Consider the following 17,644-nt stretch of genomic DNA (forward strand, 5'->3'; position numbering starts at 1 on the left):
CGATCTCCGATGGCGTGGCTCTGCCGGTCGCTCCATTCGCCCGTAGCCCTCCTTGCCCCTGGCTATTTGATCAGGAAGCCCTGGGAAAGGCTCACCCCATACTAGTTCCCAGAGGGCGGTGCATGGTATCATAGCTGTAGTAAATACATGATCCCTCATCAGGAGAGCATCGTCAGCCCGAGGGATGAGAGAGGTGGTTGTCCGTGGCTTTTAGAGCGCGAGCCCAGAAAGGGGAGCGAGAACTACCGAGCTTTTTTGGAGAACCTGTGAGACGAGGCATTGTGTACGAGCCACCTGCAGTTCACAGGGAGGAACCTTACTTATTCTACCGTCATCCTCATGGGGAGATTTGGGTCGGAGATGCTATTGCCTGGCTGCGCTCGCTGGAAAGTGAGTCCGTCGATCTCATCTTTGCCGACCCGCCTTACAATATCAAAAAAGCTGAATGGGATAGCTTTGAATCACAGCAGGCATACGTGGACTGGTCCTTACAGTGGATCGAGCAGGCTGCGCGTGTGCTGAAGCCAACAGGTACCCTCTATATCTGCGGTTACTCCGAGATTCTGGCTGACCTGCGCCTGCCCGCTTCCCGCTATTTCCAAGGCTGCCGCTGGCTTGTCTGGCATTACAAGAACAAAGCGAATCTTGGTAGAGACTGGGGACGCTCGCATGAAAGCATCCTCCATTTCCGCAAGACGCGGCAATTCACGTTTAATATCGATGCGGTACGCATCCCCTACGGCAACCATACCCTGAAGTACCCCGAGCATCCACAAGCTGCAAGTAGCCAGTATGGACGAGGCCACCCGCATCTCTGGCAACCACATCCACACGGAGCCAAGCCACGCGATGTCTTGGAGATCCCCACGACCTGCAACGGCATGCACGAGAAAACTCCTCATCCAACACAAAAGCCTGAAGAGCTGCTGCGCAAAATAGTGCTCGCCTCGTCCAACCCAGGTGATCTAATTCTTGACCCCTTCATCGGCTCCGGCACCACCGCTGTCGTCGCCGAGCAGCTCAAGCGTCGCTGGAAGGGCTGCGATATATCCGTCGAGTACTGTCACTGGGCAGTTGAACGCCTCGAGCTTGTCGAGGACTGGCCGATAGAGAGGTGGATTTTATATGACCAGGAGAACGCCAGGCGCAGACAGTCAATCAGATGATTATAACCGCATTCTGCAGAGATTTCAGAAAAAGATGCTCGACACTCTTGCATTCCAGCAATTAGATGAATATAAAGATTACTGTACTGATTTCATAAAATTTATGAAAGTGTCACCAATCGAGTGCGTTGTCTCTTCCTCACATCCTCAATATATGTTCCTAAATTACCAGAATCTACTAGGAATAAGAAGAATAACACGACCAATAAATAGATATTTATTTATTAATGATATTGATGAGTTTGAATATAACTTTGAAGTCTTCAAAGACATGCTAGAAGACCTGCGTCTCGCAAGAGGGGAGTGGGCTGCCCTTTCGCGGTTTTCCCAGGCAGATAGTCTAATTAACCGCGTAGTCTAATTCAGCAGATCATCGGGAGCATTAGCGATTCTTTAGAAAGCTCTAATCAATCTCGAAAGCGAACGGGTCAGTTATTTGAAGGTCTCATTAAGCAGATCTTTCACGAAGTTGGTTTAAAAAGCAGTCCACGAACAATCAGGCTGCCTGTGCCAGATACCACAGCCGAGCATATGTCATATGAGCTTGATATTGTCCTTTCCCCCGAAGAGAGACAGCTTTCTTCTTCAGAGTCCTATCTACATTCAGGTGAGATTATCGCCTCTATCAAAACCACTAGCAAGGACCGGCTCGACAAGATTTTTCTCGATAAGTATTTGCTCGATAGACTTCTCAAGAGAAAAACGCCAGTTGTAGCTGTCTTTCTCCATGACGTTCAAAGAGCCACTATTGGCGATAATGAATTCTGTGTTCGATCAACCTTTAAAATAAATCATTTCCTCGTTTACAGCTATCTCCTGAGACGTCTGGAAGGAGTCTACTATGTAGACTATCGGCCTGAACTGGGCGCAGACCAGAGACTCCAGGGGCAAGTCAAGTCCTTTCAGGACCTGCTCTTTCACGACTTATGGCTGTTACTGAACCAGCCCGATCAGCCAACTGGCACCTCGTAATAATCAAAGGTGGTGGTGATCTCGAAGCCACAGGAGCGGTAGAGCGCCAGCGCACCTTCGTTGGTGGTATCCACCTCTAGCGCAATCCGGCGCGGACGCCGGCGGAGAACATGCTCAACCGTCCAGGCCAAGGTCTGGCGTCCGTAGCCTTTGCCCTGGTGCTCGGGCAACATACAGAAGCCATAGATGAAGGCCTCGTCTTCATCATCGATATAACGGATCAGCCCAACAACCTCGCCAGCCACCTCCGTTACTAGCGTCACGCGCCGCGGACTGGTAATATCCCGTGTCGTCTCCGCTAAGAGCGCTCTATCCTCCGTCATCTCAAAAGCCCGCGCCGTAATGTGCGTCAGCAGAGGTGCCTCATCTGCCCTGGCCGGGCGAATACGCACTCCATCCTGTCGCTCCACCCGGAGGGGAGCACTCTCCAACTCGCGCACCATTCGATACTCCGAGTTGTGATAGCGCGCCTTTACCGCTTGCGCAAAGCCCTGGGCCCCCAGCGAGTTGCGATCAAAAAAGAGCAGAATCCGCGGCACACCACGAGACCTCAGCTCCTGGTTGGCCAGGCGGAAGAGCAGCGAAAAGATACCCTGGCGACGCCTGTCAGGATGAACCATACCCGTTAGCTCGGCCTCGCGCGGATTGAAGCTATAGAGTGCCAGATAACCGAGCAACTGGCCATCCTCATAGTAGAGAAAGTCATTGGTCACCTGCCCCGAGCGCGACCGCAACATCTCCCAGAGCAGGCGCACTGCAATCCCCTCACGTTCCTGGCAGAGGGCCGCCAGGGCGGCAATCTCCTGCAATTCCTCAACCGCCAGCGTACGTTTACGCACCAGACCGTGTTTCTGCATGTCTCGCTGGTCCAATCTAGTCAGTTGCTTACTTCGAGCACATTCCCCCTGCGGCGCGGCTCACGTCGGCTCAGTACCTCTCCGCAGGGGGGCTACAGACGCTCGCCCTCAGCCTCTCTACCTCTCTCTACCCGACCCAGCCAAACCGGGTGCAGCAGAGAGAGGCTTTACAGGGCCAGCGTAGTGCTCTGCTCTCTCTGCCACAAAGGTTCTCTGCTGTCGCTCTATACATTGCCATAGCCTCAGCTCCCCTGTCAACCAGGAGACGCTACGGCGCTGGCGCCCACCGGGCGGGCCTGCTGAAGAATCAGAGCTAGCTGCTGCCTCTCGATCTCGATGGTCGCAAGGAGTCAATCCGACAGCCGACCGCAGCCACAGGGGACTAGCGCAGGCCAAGCAACTCGCGCGCAATAATCAGCTGGCGAATCTCGGTCGTCCCCGCCCCTATCTCCGCCAGGCGGGCATCGCGCCACATGCGCTCGACCTCGAAATCGGTGGTGTACCCCCAGCCACCATGAATCTGCAGCGCCTCGTTTGCCGCTCGCCACTGAGCACGAGCCGTAAAGAGCAGGGCCGCCGCCGCCTCCTTACTGACGCGCTGCCCCTGCTGCGCCAGCCACAAGGCTCGATGGGCTAGCAGCCTGGCTGCTTCCAGATCGGTGTACATATCGGCCAACTTGGCTTGAATGAGCTGAAAGTTGGCGATGGGTTGCCCGAATTGCTGACGCTCACGAGCATACTTGAGCGAAAGCTCCAGCGCGGCTTCGATCCCGCCTACAATGCTGACCGCGAAGAAGGCCCGCTCCAGATCAAGCCCGCTCATGACCACCCGATAGCCCTCGTTGACCCGGCCCAGAACGTTTTCCGCTGGCACAAAAGCCTCCTCAAAGACTAACTCCCCCGTGGGCGAGCCATGCATGCCGACCTTTTCAATCTTGCGCGCCACATGATAGCCTGGCGTCTTTGTCTCGAAGAGGAAGGCGGTAATGCCACGACTACCGGCCTCTGGCTTGGTTTTGGCGTAGACAATGAGCAAATCGGCGATCGGGCCATTGGTGATAAAGACCTTAGTACCGTTGAGCACGAACCCCCCATCAACAGCGCGCGCCGTCGTACGAATACCCATAGCATCGGAGCCGGCATCAGGCTCGGTCAGGGCCAGCCCGCCGATCATCTCGGCTGACGCAAGTTTGGGGAGATAGCGCTGCTTCTGCTCTTCTGTTCCATTGCGCAAAATATTATGAGCACAGAGGTTCAAATGCGCTCCAAATGACATGGCGATGCCTCCGTTGGCCCGCCCAATGGCGCGCGCTACCAGGGCAGCCATCAAGAAGTCGCCGCCACTACCACCGTAGCTCTCAGGGATACCAATGCCGGTATAACCCTGGGCTGCCAGCTTTTGCCAGAGCCAGCGCGGGAAATCATCGCTGCGCTCAAGCTCCGGTGTCAGAGGCTTGATCTCACGGAGTGCAAACTGCAGAGCGCTTTCGTAGGCCAGTCGGTGCTCTTCAGGAAGTTCGAAGTCCATCTTTGGCTTTATCCTTTCTCTCAGCGGAAACGGACTGCGCTTGTGTGCTCTATCTTTTGTGCGGCAAGTCGCGTATACTCTATTATATGATGAACCAGGCGAGCATCGATCCTCCCTCTGGAAAGCGAACCAGGTATGCTGAATACAGCTTCTGTGCAGGCCGTTGAGAAGGCCCGCTTCTCGCAAGCTTTCGTCAGGCCACTCTACGACACCTATTGCTTTGCCAACATTCCAGGTACCATCCTGACCTTGCTGACTGGCGCGGGCGAGAGTGCCCTGCCCATCGATGTTTTTGGAGCATTGCCCCAGCGCTATCAACGGCTGATTCTCTTCTTTATCGACGGCTTTGGCTGGCACTTCTTGCAACGCTATGCCGAGCGCCATCCGTTGCTTCGACTGGCTCTTAACGAGGGCACGGTCTCGCTTCTCACCTCGCAGTTTCCTTCGACCACGGCAGCCCACACTACAACGATCCACACCGGCCTGGAAGTGGGCCAGAGTGGGATCTATGAATGGACCTACTATGAGCCACTGGTCGATGAGGTGATTGCTCCTCTGCTCTTCTCATATGCGGGCGAATTCACGCGCGATACACTGATGCAGTGCGGCCTACCGCCCTCAGCCTTTTATCCACAACAGACGCTTTACGAAAAGCTGGGGAGCCACGGTGTGCGCAGTACGATCTTCCAGCACCGCTCCTATACCCCATCGACGTTCTCTACCGCGGTCTTTCGAGGGGCGCGCGTCTACGCCTTCGACACCCTGGCCCAGGCTCTTGATGAGCTGCGCGAGCAGCTCCTCTCAGACCATGCCGATGAGGCCAGGCCAGCCTACTATCTGCTCTACTTCGACGGGATCGATACCGCCGGTCACCGTTTTGGTCCCGATTCTCCGGAGTTTGAGGAGGCGATCACCCAGTTCTGGAGCCTTTTGGAAACCCATTTTTACCGACCACTACACGATAAGCTCTCCGAGACGCTTCTGATGTTCACCGCCGACCACGGCATGGTCCCCGTTCGTCCGGAAACAACCTTTTATCTGAACGTGCAGCTACCGGAACTGGTTCCCCTCCTCCGCACCACACGCCAGGGCCGCCCGCTGGTCGCCGCAGGCTCGGCACGCGATATGTTTCTCTATGTGAGAGACGAAGCCCTGGACGAGGCTCTTGCTCTACTAAGACAGGCCCTGGCTGGACGGGCAGAGATCTACCGAACGCAGGAGCTGATCACCGCCCATTTCTTTGGCCGTCAGGCCCCCAGCGAGGTCTTTCTGAAGCGTGTGGGCAATGTTGTCATCTTACCTTATGCGGGGGAAAGCGTCTGGTGGTTTGAAAAAGGACGCTTCGAGATGCGTTTCCGAGGCCATCACGGCGGCCTGACCCCGGCGGAGATGCAGATTCCCTTGCTGCTCCTGCCTCTTTGAAAGCCGCCAGCATCGGAAGGGCCTCGGTCCTCGATAGAGAGCGCCAGAGCAAGGGGAGCCTGTCCTTGTGGCTCCCCCCACATCGGGCTTGCCCTGCTCCTGCGCGCAAAGGTTTGGGCCGCCCTCACTCGTAGCGCAGCACCTCCAGTGGACGCACACGCACCGCTCCCCAGGCGACAAGGGCCGCCACCGCCATCGAGAGAACCGCCGCCCCGACGATAAGCGCCAGAACGATGATCTCGCTGGTGCCCAGATTGAAATTAAAGACGAAGTGACCCAGCAGGCTGAGAGCCAGACTAACCAGCAGCATAGCGAGGAAAGCCCCTACACCAGCGACGGTGCCGTTTTCAAGCAAGACCTCGCCCAGGATCGAACGGCTGGTATAGCCTACCGCTTTGAGAATACCCAGCTCGCGCCTTCGCTCTAGCATGGCCAGGCCCACAGCATTGGCAATAATGACGATACCCGCGAAGAGCGAGAGCGAGGCGATGGCGCTCAGCGTCAGAATGATATAGCTCAGGAACTGGTTCACATAATCGCCCAAGTTCGCCAGATTGGTCACCGAGATGGCTCCGGCAATGGCTTGCATACGATCGAGAGCCTTGCCCAACTGGGCCGGATCGATCTTCAGGTAGTAGATGTTGGTGACCTGGCCGCCAGGGCTGAGCGCATGCACCAGATCCAGGGACGCCAGCATCGCGCCGGAGGAGGTAATCCCCTGTGAGCGGTAAATGCCCACCACCGTCACCGTGTGGAGCAGTTTACCATCCTGGCTGATCAGGGTGATTTTACTGCCGAGATGCAGGTGGTTTTTCAGAGGAGCAAGCTGGAGAGCAGCCTGGGGCAAGAGCACATTATCGCTACCGGCATCCGCTGCACTGAGGTTGCGCCCCTGGACAATGGTGACGTCTTGAGACGGCACCTGGCCATGCGCCAGATCGAAACCTTGCAAACTTCCCAGGTAGAAGAGAGCAGCCTGATTTTCAAAGTTGTTCGGATTCGAAGATGCAGTTGCATTCTGGCGCAACAGCGTCTGCAGCGGCACACCGTCGATCGTCAGTGGCAAGCAGGAGGTTACAATCAGATGCTGTCGATTCTGAATGCCAGGCACGCTGCTCCATTGCGCCTCTAACTGCTGAGCCTGGCGGTCGTTGGCGGTCACAATGACATTAAACGAGACGATTCGCGCCAGCGAAGAATTAATGGCATCGCGCAGGTCCTGCCCCAGAATCAGGATTAGACCAATCGTGAAGATGCCAACGAAGAGGGCCAGCATCGTTGTAGTGGTACGCGCCCGCTGCCGTCCGATATTACGCAAGGCCATTTTGATATTGGCCTTCCAGGTGGCGGGTAAGAAGACCACCACTAGCCCGGCCACGGCTGCCAGCAAGAGCAGCGAGCCGAAGACGGGCAGCACCAGGGTGATCAGGCCGGCAATCACCAGGGCTACCACAATCAAAGCGAGAAAACCAACATTGAGCCGCTCCGGTACTGGCAGCAGACTAATGACAATAACAGCCAGGACAAAGAAGAGGCTGAGTAGCCCGAGGAAGATGAAGGTCCCATAGACAACGCCGATTCCCAGCCCAACGTTGTTGTTAAGCACTACAATAGCCATGCCACAAAAGAGCAGCGAGAGCAACAAGAGAAGACCAGCCGTGAGGGCATAACTGCCAGGGCGAAAGCCCTCCGGGAGATCGCGGATAACGCTCAGCGGGCGAATATTGGCCGCCTGGACGATTGGCATCAGACCAAAGATGAGAGCGGTTCCCAGACCGATGAGCACTCCACCTCCGAGGATGAGCGGGTCAAAGCTGACTGGCAGATTGAGCATAAAGAGCTGCATGATCAGGCCGCGCGCCAGCAGACTGACACCCAGGCCGATGGCAGAGCCAATCACTCCCCCGACGAGTCCAAGCAGGCCGGCCTCCAGACCAAAGAGCAGGTACAGATCGCGCCGCCGATAGCCAGTGGTCTTAAGCATGGCGATCTCAGTGCGCCGTCTCAAGAGCAGCACCTGCATGGTGTGAACAATACCCACTCCTCCAATGAGCAGCGCCAGCAAACCAGCGATCTCCAGGAACTTGCGGATATAGTCAACCTGCTGCTCATCGGCCTTCAAAGCGTCCGTCGCCGTCTGTGTCGAGGCATAATAGAACTGGTTCTGAACAGCCTTGGCAACTTGATCAGCGCGAGCTTGATCGTTATTAGTCGATATATAAATGCTGTCATAAAGCAAAGGCTGATCAGGGGCAGCTGCCTGATAGGTCGCCGCCGACAGGTACATCGTACTGCCCGCTGTGGCGGCCAGGCCCTCATTGCCGATGACGCCGGCAATGGTGACATGGAAGATGCTCCCCGTAGCAGTAGAGCTGTCAGGGCTGACATAGATAGTTAGACTATCCCCAACCTTGTAATGATATTGATCCAGAAAATTCTTGGTTACCACCACCTGCTGCCCCTGGACCAGGCGTGCAAAGCTGCCGTCGGCAGGCTGGAGGAAGGTAGGTGAGGGAACCACAGGGAAGGTCTGAGGGTCAATCACGATGAGAGAGAAGGCATCGCCAATACTGGCCGACAGTCGCGTCGAGGCGCGTGCCGTAATCACCGGGGTATAGGCGCTGATTTCTCCCTGCTCTTTGAGGCGCTCAAAGAAGGCCAGATCAGTGTTGTTGAAAGGATGAACATAGGCAGCGACCGCAACATCGCCCCCATTGGCCTCACGCACGTTGCTGGTAAACGCCAGATTGATCATCTGCCCGACCAGTTCAAGCGAGACGATGGCCAGCACACCGACCGCAATACACAGAATCGCTAGCACGCTGCGCTGACCACCCCTGAGAAGCGAACGCCAGGCATACTTGAAGTAGAGTGAGGCTTTCATGAGCGGATTGCCTCCTCCCTGAGCACCTCGATAGAGGCAATGCGACCGTCAATAATGCGAATGGCACGATCGGCGTGGCTGGCCACCGTCGCATCATGCGTGGCAATAATAAAGGTTTTGCCGGTGGTCTGGCGCAAGTAAGCGATCAGCTGTAACAGCTTCTCGCCGTTAGCAGCATCCAGATTCCCAGTAGGCTCATCAGCAATCACCAGGGGAGGATCGGTCGCAAGCGCGCGGGCAATGGCAACACGCTGCTGCTCGCCCCCAGAAAGCTGCGTCGGGCGATGATTGAGCCGGTGCGAGAGGCCAACCAACTCCAAGAGTTCCCGCGCCCGAGCGGCTGGCGACCCCTTGTGCTTGCCGACGTAGAGAGGGATTTCAACGTTCTCTTGAGCCGTGAGGGTGGGGATCAGGTTGAAAGCTTGAAAGACCATGCCGATTTTCTGATTGCGCACGGCGGCTAGCCTGCCCTCACTCATCTGCGTGACGTCGATACCGTCAATGATAACCCGCCCACTAGTCGGGTTGTCCAGGCCGGCAATGATCCCCAGTAAGGTGCTCTTGCCCGAACCCGAAGGTCCCACGATGGCAATGAACTCCCCTTGCCGCACGCTGAAACTGATACCGCGCAGAATCTCAATACGCTCGTGACCGAGCGGCAGGCTGCGCGTCACTTCCTCAACCTGCAAGATGGTGCCCCCCAGCACTGAAGATCCCTGCTCACCGACCGCTGCCGTTGCAGGCTGGAGGTTGGACTGACCCGCACCCAGATCGCCTTGCGCTCTTTCTTCCATCACAGTGATCTCTCCTTCCTTCCCGGTGACATTTGACAAGTGGTCGCTCGCTCTGTCTCCTCACCTTTCCCTCATAAGGCATATGATAACCCCTCAGAGGGAAGAGGGTAGCTGGTTGCTTGCCCGGCAGCGATCTGCCGATCCTCCGACTGGCTATAGCTTATTGTTATAGCTTTCGAATTTATAACATACTGTTATCTGATCTGTCAAGGGGACAATAGCGCCTTAATTAGGGCAACGTGGAGCTTTCTCGGTGCAAATCGGTCAAAGTCTGGTGCCAGGCCAGGGGGACAGGGCAGCCAGAGAGAAGGAGAGGCCGGGCTGCGTCGGTCCAAGAGTCCGGGATAGGCAAGTATCATCAACTATGCTATACTGCACAGGAACTCATCGTACAGCCTTGACAGAGGAAACAGCGAGCAACTGACAAGAATCGAACAACAGCGACCGCCTGCGCGCATCAGCGGCCCGGTCCACACAGCCTATAAGCAATGTTGCTGGCTTCGGCGCGTTTTGGCAGGCGCTGGTCAAACCCAATACCATCTCTTTTCCTGAGTTTCCTTCCCCGGGATCTCAGCAGTGCGGGCAGGACGGCAAGGAGAGCCAGCGCTCGTAAGTGGGCAACGGGGAGGGAAGCTAGGCAGAGAGCGAGGAGAACGTAGACGCTATGCGTAGAGGAACAGCCCTACTCCTCCTGCTGATCGTCATCCTGGCAGCCTGTGCGGCCTATATTGACTGGCCCAATACGCCGGGTATCCACATTTTGGGGATCAACCACGATTTCAAGGTCAATCTGGGACTGGATCTGCAGGGAGGCGTACGCGCCTTATTGGTGCCATCTAACCCCAATGAACAGGTGACCGATGAGACCATCCAGGCCGCCCGCAATCTGATTGAGCAGCGCGTCAATGGCGGTCTGGGCGTATCGGAGCCGAGCATCCGCGTGCAGCAGAACGGTAACCAGTATAGCATCTCAGTGGAGCTGCCGGGCTTCAACACCGGTAACCAGACGCAGGCCCTGCAGACGCTGCTGCAGGCGGGCAATCTCGAATTCTGGGATACTGGCTCGACGCCGCTCGCCGAGAATAGCACGTTCGACCCTAGCCAATATACCAGCACTAACCCGGGCGGCAAGCCCTGGTTTACCGGCAAGGATCTCGATCCCAGCCAGATTGGCGTGAGCACGGACTCGTCCGGTCAGCTGCAGATCAACTTTGCCATGAAGGGTGACGCTGTCTCCAAATTCGGCCAGTTCACTCAGCAGCACATCGGCGACTACCTGACCGTCACCCTCGACCGCAAGGTTATTCAGTCAGCAGTGATTCAGAGTGCCATCAACGGCCCAGGGGTCATCACCGGTCGCTTTACCCTCCAGGAGGCCCAATCGATCGCGACAGTTCTGCGCTACGGAGCCTTGCCCATCGCACTCAAGATCGCTAGCTTGCAGACAGTCGGCCCTACCCTGGGCACGGACTCGATTCAGAAGAGCCTGATCGCCGGAGCCATCGGCCTGGGCATGGTTGTGCTCTTCATGCTTCTCTACTACCGCCTGCCCGGCCTGCTGGCCGATCTGGCCCTGGCGCTCTATGCCGGACTCACCTTTGCTGTCTTCAAGCTTATCGGCGTCACTCTGACGCTGGCCGGAATTGCCGGCTTCATCCTCTCGATCGGCATGGCGGTGGACGCCAATGTCTTGATCTTTGAGCGAGTCAAGGAAGAGCTACGCGCCGGTCGCTTACTGGCAGCAGCGATCGATGCCGGCTGGAAGCGTGCCTGGCCTTCGATCCGTGACTCCAACTTCTCTACTATCATCACATGCCTGGTGCTCTTCTTCTTCGGCAACACCTTCGGCGCCACGATCATCAGCGGTTTCGCTACTACGCTTATCCTGGGCGTGCTGATCAGCATGTTCACGGCCATTGTGGTGACACGGACCTTCTTGAACGTGCTGGTGCCGACAGGAGTCATCAACCATCCCGCCCTCTTCGGTCTGCCCGCCGGCTCGATCGCGGCGGCGACTGCAGGACGGCGTAGCTCGCTGTAAGAGGAGGCTGCCGTGTTCAGGCTCGTTGAAAAGCGCTATCTCTTCCTGGCGCTCTCGCTGCTGGTGATCGTACCTGGTACCCTATCCCTGATCATCAAAGGGCTTAATGTTGGCATCGACTTCGCTGGCGGATCTTCTCTCAGCCTGCGACCAGAAAAGCAGCTAACTATCACAACCGTGCGTAACCTGCTCAGACCCTTCCCGCTTAAGGATGTGCAGGTCCAGCTCGGCAACGATCAGACGCTGGCCGGCAAGGGTACGGTCTGGGTACGTTTGAATACGACCATCGACAGTACAGTTCAGAACGCGATCAAGAAGGATCTGCAGACACTCTATAAGAGCACGAGTCTGGGGATTACCTTCGATGACCTGGTCTACAGCGGAAAGAAGGTCACGATCGTCACGGTGACCAACTTCCCCACAGGGGTCACCCCCAAGGTGGAAGACATCCGTAATGCTCTGAGCAAGCTGCCTAATACAACCGATACGACGCAGGCCACCTCCTCTAGCAGTGTCTCATCAGCCACTCCTACGCCGACCTCGGGGCCTTCGGTAGCGCGCACGCCGACCCCAACGGCCAGCGCCCCAACCAAGGCGACAGCTACGGCTGCGGCTCAGGCTACGGCTACGGCTACGGCCAAGCAGGTGACGCCTACGGCCACGGCTACGGCTACGGTTACGGCCACGGCAACCGCCACGCCAGCGAGCAGCTCCAATAGTAACGCGGCCACTATCCCGGTCAAGGTTATGGACATCCGTCAGGGGACCACGACCCAGACGATCAATATTCTGACAGTGACCCCTCTGGATCCGAATCTGCAGGCCGCGATCGAAGGAGCCTTTATTAATCAGGGCAATACCTACGTGCAGCTGCTCCAGACGGCCACTGTTCAGGGGTCGGTGGCAGCAGATACACAGCGCAATGCTATTCTGGCAGTTGTCGCAGCCTCCATTTTGATCCTGCTGTATATCTGGTTCGCCTTCCGCAAGGTGCCGCGTCCCTGGCGCTATGGTGTCTGCGCCGTGCTCGCGCTGGTGCACGACGTGCTGGTGGTGCTGGGGGTCTCTTCGATTCTGGGCTGGGCGGTTGGGTTCCAGGTTGACTCGCTCTTTATCACCGCTTTGCTCACGGTGATCGGCTTCTCGGTCCACGACACCATTGTGGTTTTTGACCGCATCCGTGAGAACATGCAGCGACGCACCGTTGAAACTTTCGAGGAGGTGGTGAATGCCAGTCTGATCCAAACAATGGCGCGCTCGCTGAACACTTCGCTGACGGTGCTCTTCACGCTGGCTGCACTGACGCTTTTTGGCGGCGTCTCGATCCGACCTTTCACGGGAACGCTGCTGCTCGGCATCTTCAGCGGCACGTACTCGTCTATCTTTAACGCCAGTATGCTGCTGGTGATCTGGGAGAAAGGCGAGCTTGGTCTGAGCTGGCTACGAGCCCGTTTCGGCGGTGCAGGTGCAACTGCTCCGAGTGGGCGCCGCGCTCGCGAGCGCGAGCTGACTTCGACCCGCGGCTAACCTGCCGATCCCACCTGCGAAGCATGTGCCTGGTTCGCCTTTCCTGACTTGAGCGAGCAAGCGATGCAGGCGGAAGCACACGTAAGAAAGCATCAACTAGCTACCCTTCAGGTCTCTCCTGAACGGGTAAGAGGTAGAGAACGGTTATGCTCACCGGCATTGACCATGTGATCATTGGGGTCAAGGATCTGGAGGGGGCGAGTGCTCTCTTCAGCGAGCAGCTGGGTTTGACCGTCTCTGGCGGCGGGCGCCACCCCGCCGCCGGGACGGCTAATCGTATTATTGTGATCGGCGACACCTATCTGGAACTGATTACGGTGATAGCGCCGGATGAGGCTCAGCCTGCTATGCTGGAACGCCTCGCCAAGGGAGAAGGCTATTGGAACTTTGCTCTGGCGTCCGATGCGATTGAGGCAGATTGCCAGCGAATGCGAGCACGCGGGGTGCCCGTGCTAGGTCCCACACGTGGAGAGCTGCGAGCCACCGATGGCCGCTCTCGCTCCTGGCTACGCGCCGATATCGAGCGCCCCGACCTGGCTCAGCGCTATCCTTTCCTGATCCAGCACGACAGCAGCGGAGAGGAGCGCCGTTTTCGTCTTGCTGGCTGGCAGCAGCCACCTCACCACCCATTGGGGGCAGTGCGCGTCTCCAGTGTGACGATCGCTGTGGCCGATCTGGACGAGGGCCGGCGGCGCTTCAGCCATATCTATGGGCTGGAGGCCTCTCCTCCCTACACAGGCGAGGCCGACCACTGGGAAGCACTCCTGGCGGCTTTTCCTCTGGGTAATGGCTTCCAGAGCTTTGAACTGGCCGCTCCTCTAGCGCAGGCCAGCGCTGAGAACTCGCTCGTTGATCCGCCTCTGAGCCGGGACCAGCTTTTGCCGGAGCCAGCCAGTCTGATGCACTTTCTCCAGCAGGTGGGCGAGAATCTCTGTCGGATGACGCTGGAGGTTGCCGATCTGCAAACAGCCCGGCGCTATCTGGACCAGCACGGAGTAACTTATATGCTCCAGGAGCAGCCTCAAGCAGCCCTCTGGATTCATCCAGACTTTACGTGCGGAGCTGCTATTGTGCTACACGAACTTTCCTGAGTGATCAGAAAGGAAAGCCAGCACTTAGAAGTAGATCAGAGCACTGGAGCAGAAGTGAGCAGCGGCGGAGCAGACGAGGCGTAGAGCCGGGCCGGTAGCGATCCGGCTGAGCTACCTGTTTCAGCCTCCTCCTACTCCGCCGCTGCGATTTGAAAGCGCAGCTTTCGCTTGAAGACTTTCTCGAACAGATCGGCTTTTTCGTGAGCCTGGTCAAGCTCCTCATCAAGATCAGCCAGGGGGCGTGTCCAGAGTTGAATGGTCCAGCGCTCCCGGGTGCACTCCTCGGGCACACTGGCCAGACGCAGGACACGAGCATCGTGGTTGTAGTCGAGGGCATCAGCAATGCGCAAGAGGGCCGCAAGCATGGAGACGCGCTTACGCGCTGGGCGGCTCATGACCGCATATTCCTCGTGAGCCAGACTCGGTAAGGCTCGCCGATGATAGCGTGCAATGCAAGCAATTTCGTGACGCTCCTCGTCGGAAAAGTCAGGGAGCGGGGTCTCTTTGATGAGACGGAAGGAATGCTTGTGGTGACGCCGCTCTTCAACGAGCATGCCTGTGTTGTGTAAGAGGGCTGCGCGCTCGAGCAGGCGCAGGGCTTTGGTATCAAGTCTATGCAACGGTTCTGTGGCCGCAAAGAGCTGCAAGGAGAGGCGCGCCACATGACGGGCATGGGGCCAGTCTTCGACTTGCAATCCCCCGCTGAGCTGCAACTCTTCGGGTGTGGGCTGAGGAAGTTGCCACCACTCTAATTGATCTTCTATGGAATGCATGCGGTATACCCACCTTTATACGCCACGCTCTTCAACAGACCATGCTTTGTAGCATAGTTTTAACCCGGCGTTTACTATCCCTTTACCTGTTCTTATTGTACACCAGATTGACGAAGACTGCCGTGCAGAGAAAAAAACCAGCTTGCGAAGGCCTGAGAAGGTCACTCCGTTCCGCTAGCTACGTAAGAGGGCTTGCAGCTCTTGACGAAAGTGACGAGCTTCAAGCTCGCGCCAATGTTGACGGAAGGTGAAGAAATGCACTTCGCGCTCTTGGAGGAGACGCGGTAGCAAGTGACGGAGGCTCTCCTGGACCGCAGGAGGTGGCTCCCCCAGGGCCTGGAGAAGGCTTGCGGTCTCCGCTACCTCATCAGCAACGTCCTGTCCGATCAGTATTCCTTTGAGCAAGGCAATGAGCACATCATGATCGTGGAGTCTTCCCAGCTCTTCTTGCAGTTGTTCCAGCTCTGCGAGAACAGCATGACACTCCTGCGGTAACATCTCCTGGAATAGCTCCAGCGTATAGCGAAGCCGTTTGACAGCAATACGCAGATGGTGCTGGTGCAGCGTGTCGCGCGGATCATCCGCCGCCTGGCTCCAGCTATAGAGTTCCTCTAAGCGCTGCAAGGCGATCAGTCGCGCATTGTGTGCGGCGGGAGCACAGGGATCAAGACCTTTGACAGGCTGGGCTTTGGCCATTCCTTAACACTCCTCTTCTGCAAAGCAGGCCAGCAGTTGTGCACGCAATGTCTCGCCATCTAGCTCGCGCAGATGCTCCTCTAGAGCGGCGACTTGCTGAGCACGTTGCTCCTCCAGCAGGGCCAGCAGCCACAGGAGCGCCGGTCGATCGTCAGTCCCAGCTTCTGTCAGCAGTGCCTGCAGGTTCAGCAACAGGACGTCGCTGTCGCGCACAGTGCCGAGGAGAGCTGCGGTTTTTTTGAGGCGGCGATAGAGCTTCTTGAAGGCCACAGGCTCTAGATAGCCTTGATAGGCGTCAAGAGCCGCCCGCAGACGCCGCGAAGCCACACGCATCTTATGGATCGCTTCCTCATCAGCTTCCTTTAAGAGGAGGCGACGCCAGGAGAGCATTTTCTCCAGGCGCTCAGTAAGGAGACGCCGACCATAGGCAAGAAAATTGTCCGGGCTGGCCCCCTCGGTAACTTGCTGCTGGCCCTGGGTCCGATCCTGACCGCCGACGGCTCCCTGCCTCTCAACCTCGTGCAGCCAAGCCGGCCCGTAGCGCTCATAGGCTAGCAAAGCTCCCTCGCGAATGCCGTGGGGACTAATCAGTAGCTGATCCAACCCTAGACGCGCCAGCAGGGAGCGCAAGATGAGAGCACCAGCCGGGAGAATGCGGGCCCGTTTATAAGGCTGGCCATAGCGTTGGGCGATTTCGCTCGCCGAGAGGGCCGCCAGCAGTCCCTCGCATTGAGCTAAGTCATCGCCGCTCAGGGAGCGCTGGTTAGTCGGCAGGCCAAAGGCCCGTTCAGCCAGCAGCCAAAGAGAATTGGCGCTGCCACCAGTGGCAACCAGCACGGGCGGGTAGTATGGGATGGTGAGCGTTTGCAGGTAATCTTGTAGAAAGGCTCGCGCGCGAGCACGTTCCTGACGGGTCGGAGGATCGGAAGTCAGATAGCGATCAAGCAGCCAGCCGGAGCCAATGGGCAGGGAGCGACGCCAGGTAATCTGCCCGTCGCGGGCAGTGACCAGTTCGGTGCTTCCGCCACCCAGGTCAACGACTCCGAGGTCAATGGGAGCTCGGCCTGTACGATAGAGTTCGTAGGTGGCCCCATAGAAGGTCAAAACGGCCTCTGCCTCGCCACTGATGAGGGCAACAGGGAGCGCTACCTGCTGCTCAATTCGTTCGAGGAAATTTTCTCGATTGCTGGCCCGGCGAATGGCCTCGGTGGCAATCAGAAGGATGGTTTCAGCTCCCAGGCGGCGAGCAAGGGCAACGTAGTGCGCAATGACCGCTAAGGCCTGTTCTATCTTTTCCTCAGAGATGGCGCCGCTGGCGTTGACGCTCTCCCCGAGCCGCGTAAGGTCGAGTTCATCGGCAAGAATGTCCAGGTGATCAGGCCAGCAACGGGCAACTACGATGTGAATGGTGTTGCTACCGATGTCAATGGCCGCTCGAATTGGCCGCGACTCTGCTCCCATAGGTGCTTGTCTCGCTCTCTCTGCAGGACCTGCTCTTTCTTACAGCCCGGTCTCCTTGAGACCACTCGATTGGCCAGCTCCCTCGCGCTGCGCTGGCCGCTGGCAGAAACCAGGCCATCTCTCAGGCGAACCGACAATTGGCCGCTTTTGTCTCATTATAGCACGCTTGCCAGCGGGCCGGAGAAGAGGGCCGGGATAAGCAGCCAATTGAAAAATTCTTCGGGAAACCCCTTGACAGAAAGCTCAAGTTGGAGTAATATAGCGTCACGGAACCGAAAGCCCTACCGCTCAGGCAGATGGGCAGCGGACCACAAGCGCAAGCCGAAGTGGTGAAACTGGTAGACACGCAACGTTCAGGGCGTTGTGCCTTACCACGGGCGTGTGGGTTCGAATCCCACCTTCGGCACCTCTTTTAGACTGCCACATGTGAGC

10 protein-coding genes, 1 tRNA gene and 1 pseudogene are annotated in these 17,644 nt (G+C 57.4%); 6 read left to right on the forward strand and 6 right to left on the reverse strand.

Translation table 11 applies throughout. The annotated features are described in order from the left end of the window. The first annotated feature begins 266 nt into the window (after window positions 1-266). Complete coding sequence (locus tag KTAU_RS04190) at window positions 267-1,166, forward strand: DNA-methyltransferase (RefSeq protein ID WP_069802958.1); 900 nt, start codon at window positions 267-269, stop codon at window positions 1,164-1,166. 950 nt (window positions 1,167-2,116) lie between these two features. On the opposite strand, the gene KTAU_RS04195 is transcribed toward KTAU_RS04190, so the two are convergent. Then, on the reverse strand, window positions 2,117-2,995 hold the full coding sequence (locus KTAU_RS04195) for a GNAT family N-acetyltransferase (RefSeq protein WP_151727165.1): 879 nt from the start codon (window positions 2,993-2,995) through the stop codon (window positions 2,117-2,119). Between the two features lie 382 nt (window positions 2,996-3,377). After that, entirely contained in the window at window positions 3,378-4,523 is a 1,146-nt protein-coding gene (locus KTAU_RS04200) for an acyl-CoA dehydrogenase family protein (RefSeq protein WP_151727166.1), read from the reverse strand. 135 nt (window positions 4,524-4,658) lie between these two features. Between KTAU_RS04200 and KTAU_RS04205 the strand changes: the two genes are divergently transcribed. Continuing rightward, the gene (locus KTAU_RS04205) at window positions 4,659-5,945 is read left to right on the forward strand and encodes an alkaline phosphatase family protein (protein ID WP_151727167.1); all 1,287 of its coding nucleotides are present in this window, start codon (window positions 4,659-4,661) and stop codon (window positions 5,943-5,945) included. Between the two features lie 124 nt (window positions 5,946-6,069). Here the strand turns inward: KTAU_RS04205 and KTAU_RS04210 are convergent, their stop codons facing one another. Together KTAU_RS04210 and KTAU_RS04215 are read right to left on the reverse strand one after the other, a co-directional pair. Then, window positions 6,070-8,829, reverse strand: coding sequence for an ABC transporter permease (locus KTAU_RS04210; RefSeq protein ID WP_151727168.1), 2,760 nt, complete (start codon window positions 8,827-8,829; stop codon window positions 6,070-6,072). After that, window positions 8,826-9,623, reverse strand: coding sequence for an ABC transporter ATP-binding protein (locus KTAU_RS04215; protein WP_151727169.1), 798 nt, complete (start codon window positions 9,621-9,623; stop codon window positions 8,826-8,828). Before KTAU_RS04215 ends, KTAU_RS04210 begins: the two co-directional genes overlap by 4 nt. A gap of 664 nt (window positions 9,624-10,287) precedes the next feature. Between KTAU_RS04215 and secD the strand changes: the two genes are divergently transcribed. The 3 genes from secD to KTAU_RS04230 all read left to right on the forward strand — a co-directional run bounded on the left by secD (window position 10,288) and on the right by KTAU_RS04230 (window position 14,282). After that, entirely contained in the window at window positions 10,288-11,664 is a 1,377-nt protein-coding gene (gene secD, locus KTAU_RS04220; protein WP_151727170.1) for a protein translocase subunit SecD, read from the forward strand. Window positions 11,665-11,676: 12 nt separating this feature from the next. After that, window positions 11,677-13,191: a protein translocase subunit SecF gene (gene secF, locus KTAU_RS04225; protein ID WP_151727171.1), complete on the forward strand. Its 1,515-nt coding sequence runs from the start codon at window positions 11,677-11,679 to the stop codon at window positions 13,189-13,191. Window positions 13,192-13,337: 146 nt separating this feature from the next. Continuing rightward, window positions 13,338-14,282: a VOC family protein gene (locus tag KTAU_RS04230; RefSeq protein ID WP_151727172.1), complete on the forward strand. Its 945-nt coding sequence runs from the start codon at window positions 13,338-13,340 to the stop codon at window positions 14,280-14,282. Between the two features lie 131 nt (window positions 14,283-14,413). Here KTAU_RS04230 and KTAU_RS04235 read toward each other — a convergent pair whose 3' ends face one another. Both KTAU_RS04235 and KTAU_RS04245 read right to left on the reverse strand, forming a co-directional pair. Continuing rightward, window positions 14,414-15,055, reverse strand: coding sequence for an HD domain-containing protein (locus tag KTAU_RS04235; protein WP_151727173.1), 642 nt, complete (start codon window positions 15,053-15,055; stop codon window positions 14,414-14,416). Window positions 15,056-15,229: 174 nt separating this feature from the next. Next, window positions 15,230-17,212 (reverse strand): annotated as a pseudogene (locus KTAU_RS04245) (Ppx/GppA phosphatase family protein). A gap of 320 nt (window positions 17,213-17,532) precedes the next feature. Between KTAU_RS04245 and KTAU_RS04250 the strand changes: the two are divergent. Further along, window positions 17,533-17,618 (forward strand) — tRNA-Leu (locus tag KTAU_RS04250). Window positions 17,619-17,644: the final 26 nt, after the last annotated feature.

It is taken from the genome of Thermogemmatispora aurantia, from assembly GCF_008974285.1.
GTDB classification, from domain to species: Bacteria; Chloroflexota; Ktedonobacteria; order Ktedonobacterales; family Ktedonobacteraceae; genus Thermogemmatispora; species Thermogemmatispora aurantia.

Excerpts from the sequence above, each read along its gene's own strand:
- KTAU_RS04195 (WP_151727165.1), bottom strand. The coding sequence starts at position 2,995 with ATGCAGAAACACGGTCTGGTGCGTAAACGTACGCTGGCGGTTGAGGAA.
- KTAU_RS04200 (WP_151727166.1), bottom strand. The coding sequence starts at position 4,523 with ATGGACTTCGAACTTCCTGAAGAGCACCGACTGGCCTACGAAAGCGCT.
- KTAU_RS04205 (WP_151727167.1), top strand. The coding sequence starts at position 4,659 with ATGCTGAATACAGCTTCTGTGCAGGCCGTTGAGAAGGCCCGCTTCTCG.
- KTAU_RS04210 (WP_151727168.1), bottom strand. The coding sequence starts at position 8,829 with ATGAAAGCCTCACTCTACTTCAAGTATGCCTGGCGTTCGCTTCTCAGG.
- KTAU_RS04215 (WP_151727169.1), bottom strand. The coding sequence starts at position 9,623 with ATGGAAGAAAGAGCGCAAGGCGATCTGGGTGCGGGTCAGTCCAACCTC.
- secD (WP_151727170.1), top strand. The coding sequence starts at position 10,288 with ATGCGTAGAGGAACAGCCCTACTCCTCCTGCTGATCGTCATCCTGGCA.
- KTAU_RS04230 (WP_151727172.1), top strand. The coding sequence starts at position 13,338 with ATGCTCACCGGCATTGACCATGTGATCATTGGGGTCAAGGATCTGGAG.
- KTAU_RS04235 (WP_151727173.1), bottom strand. The coding sequence starts at position 15,055 with ATGCATTCCATAGAAGATCAATTAGAGTGGTGGCAACTTCCTCAGCCC.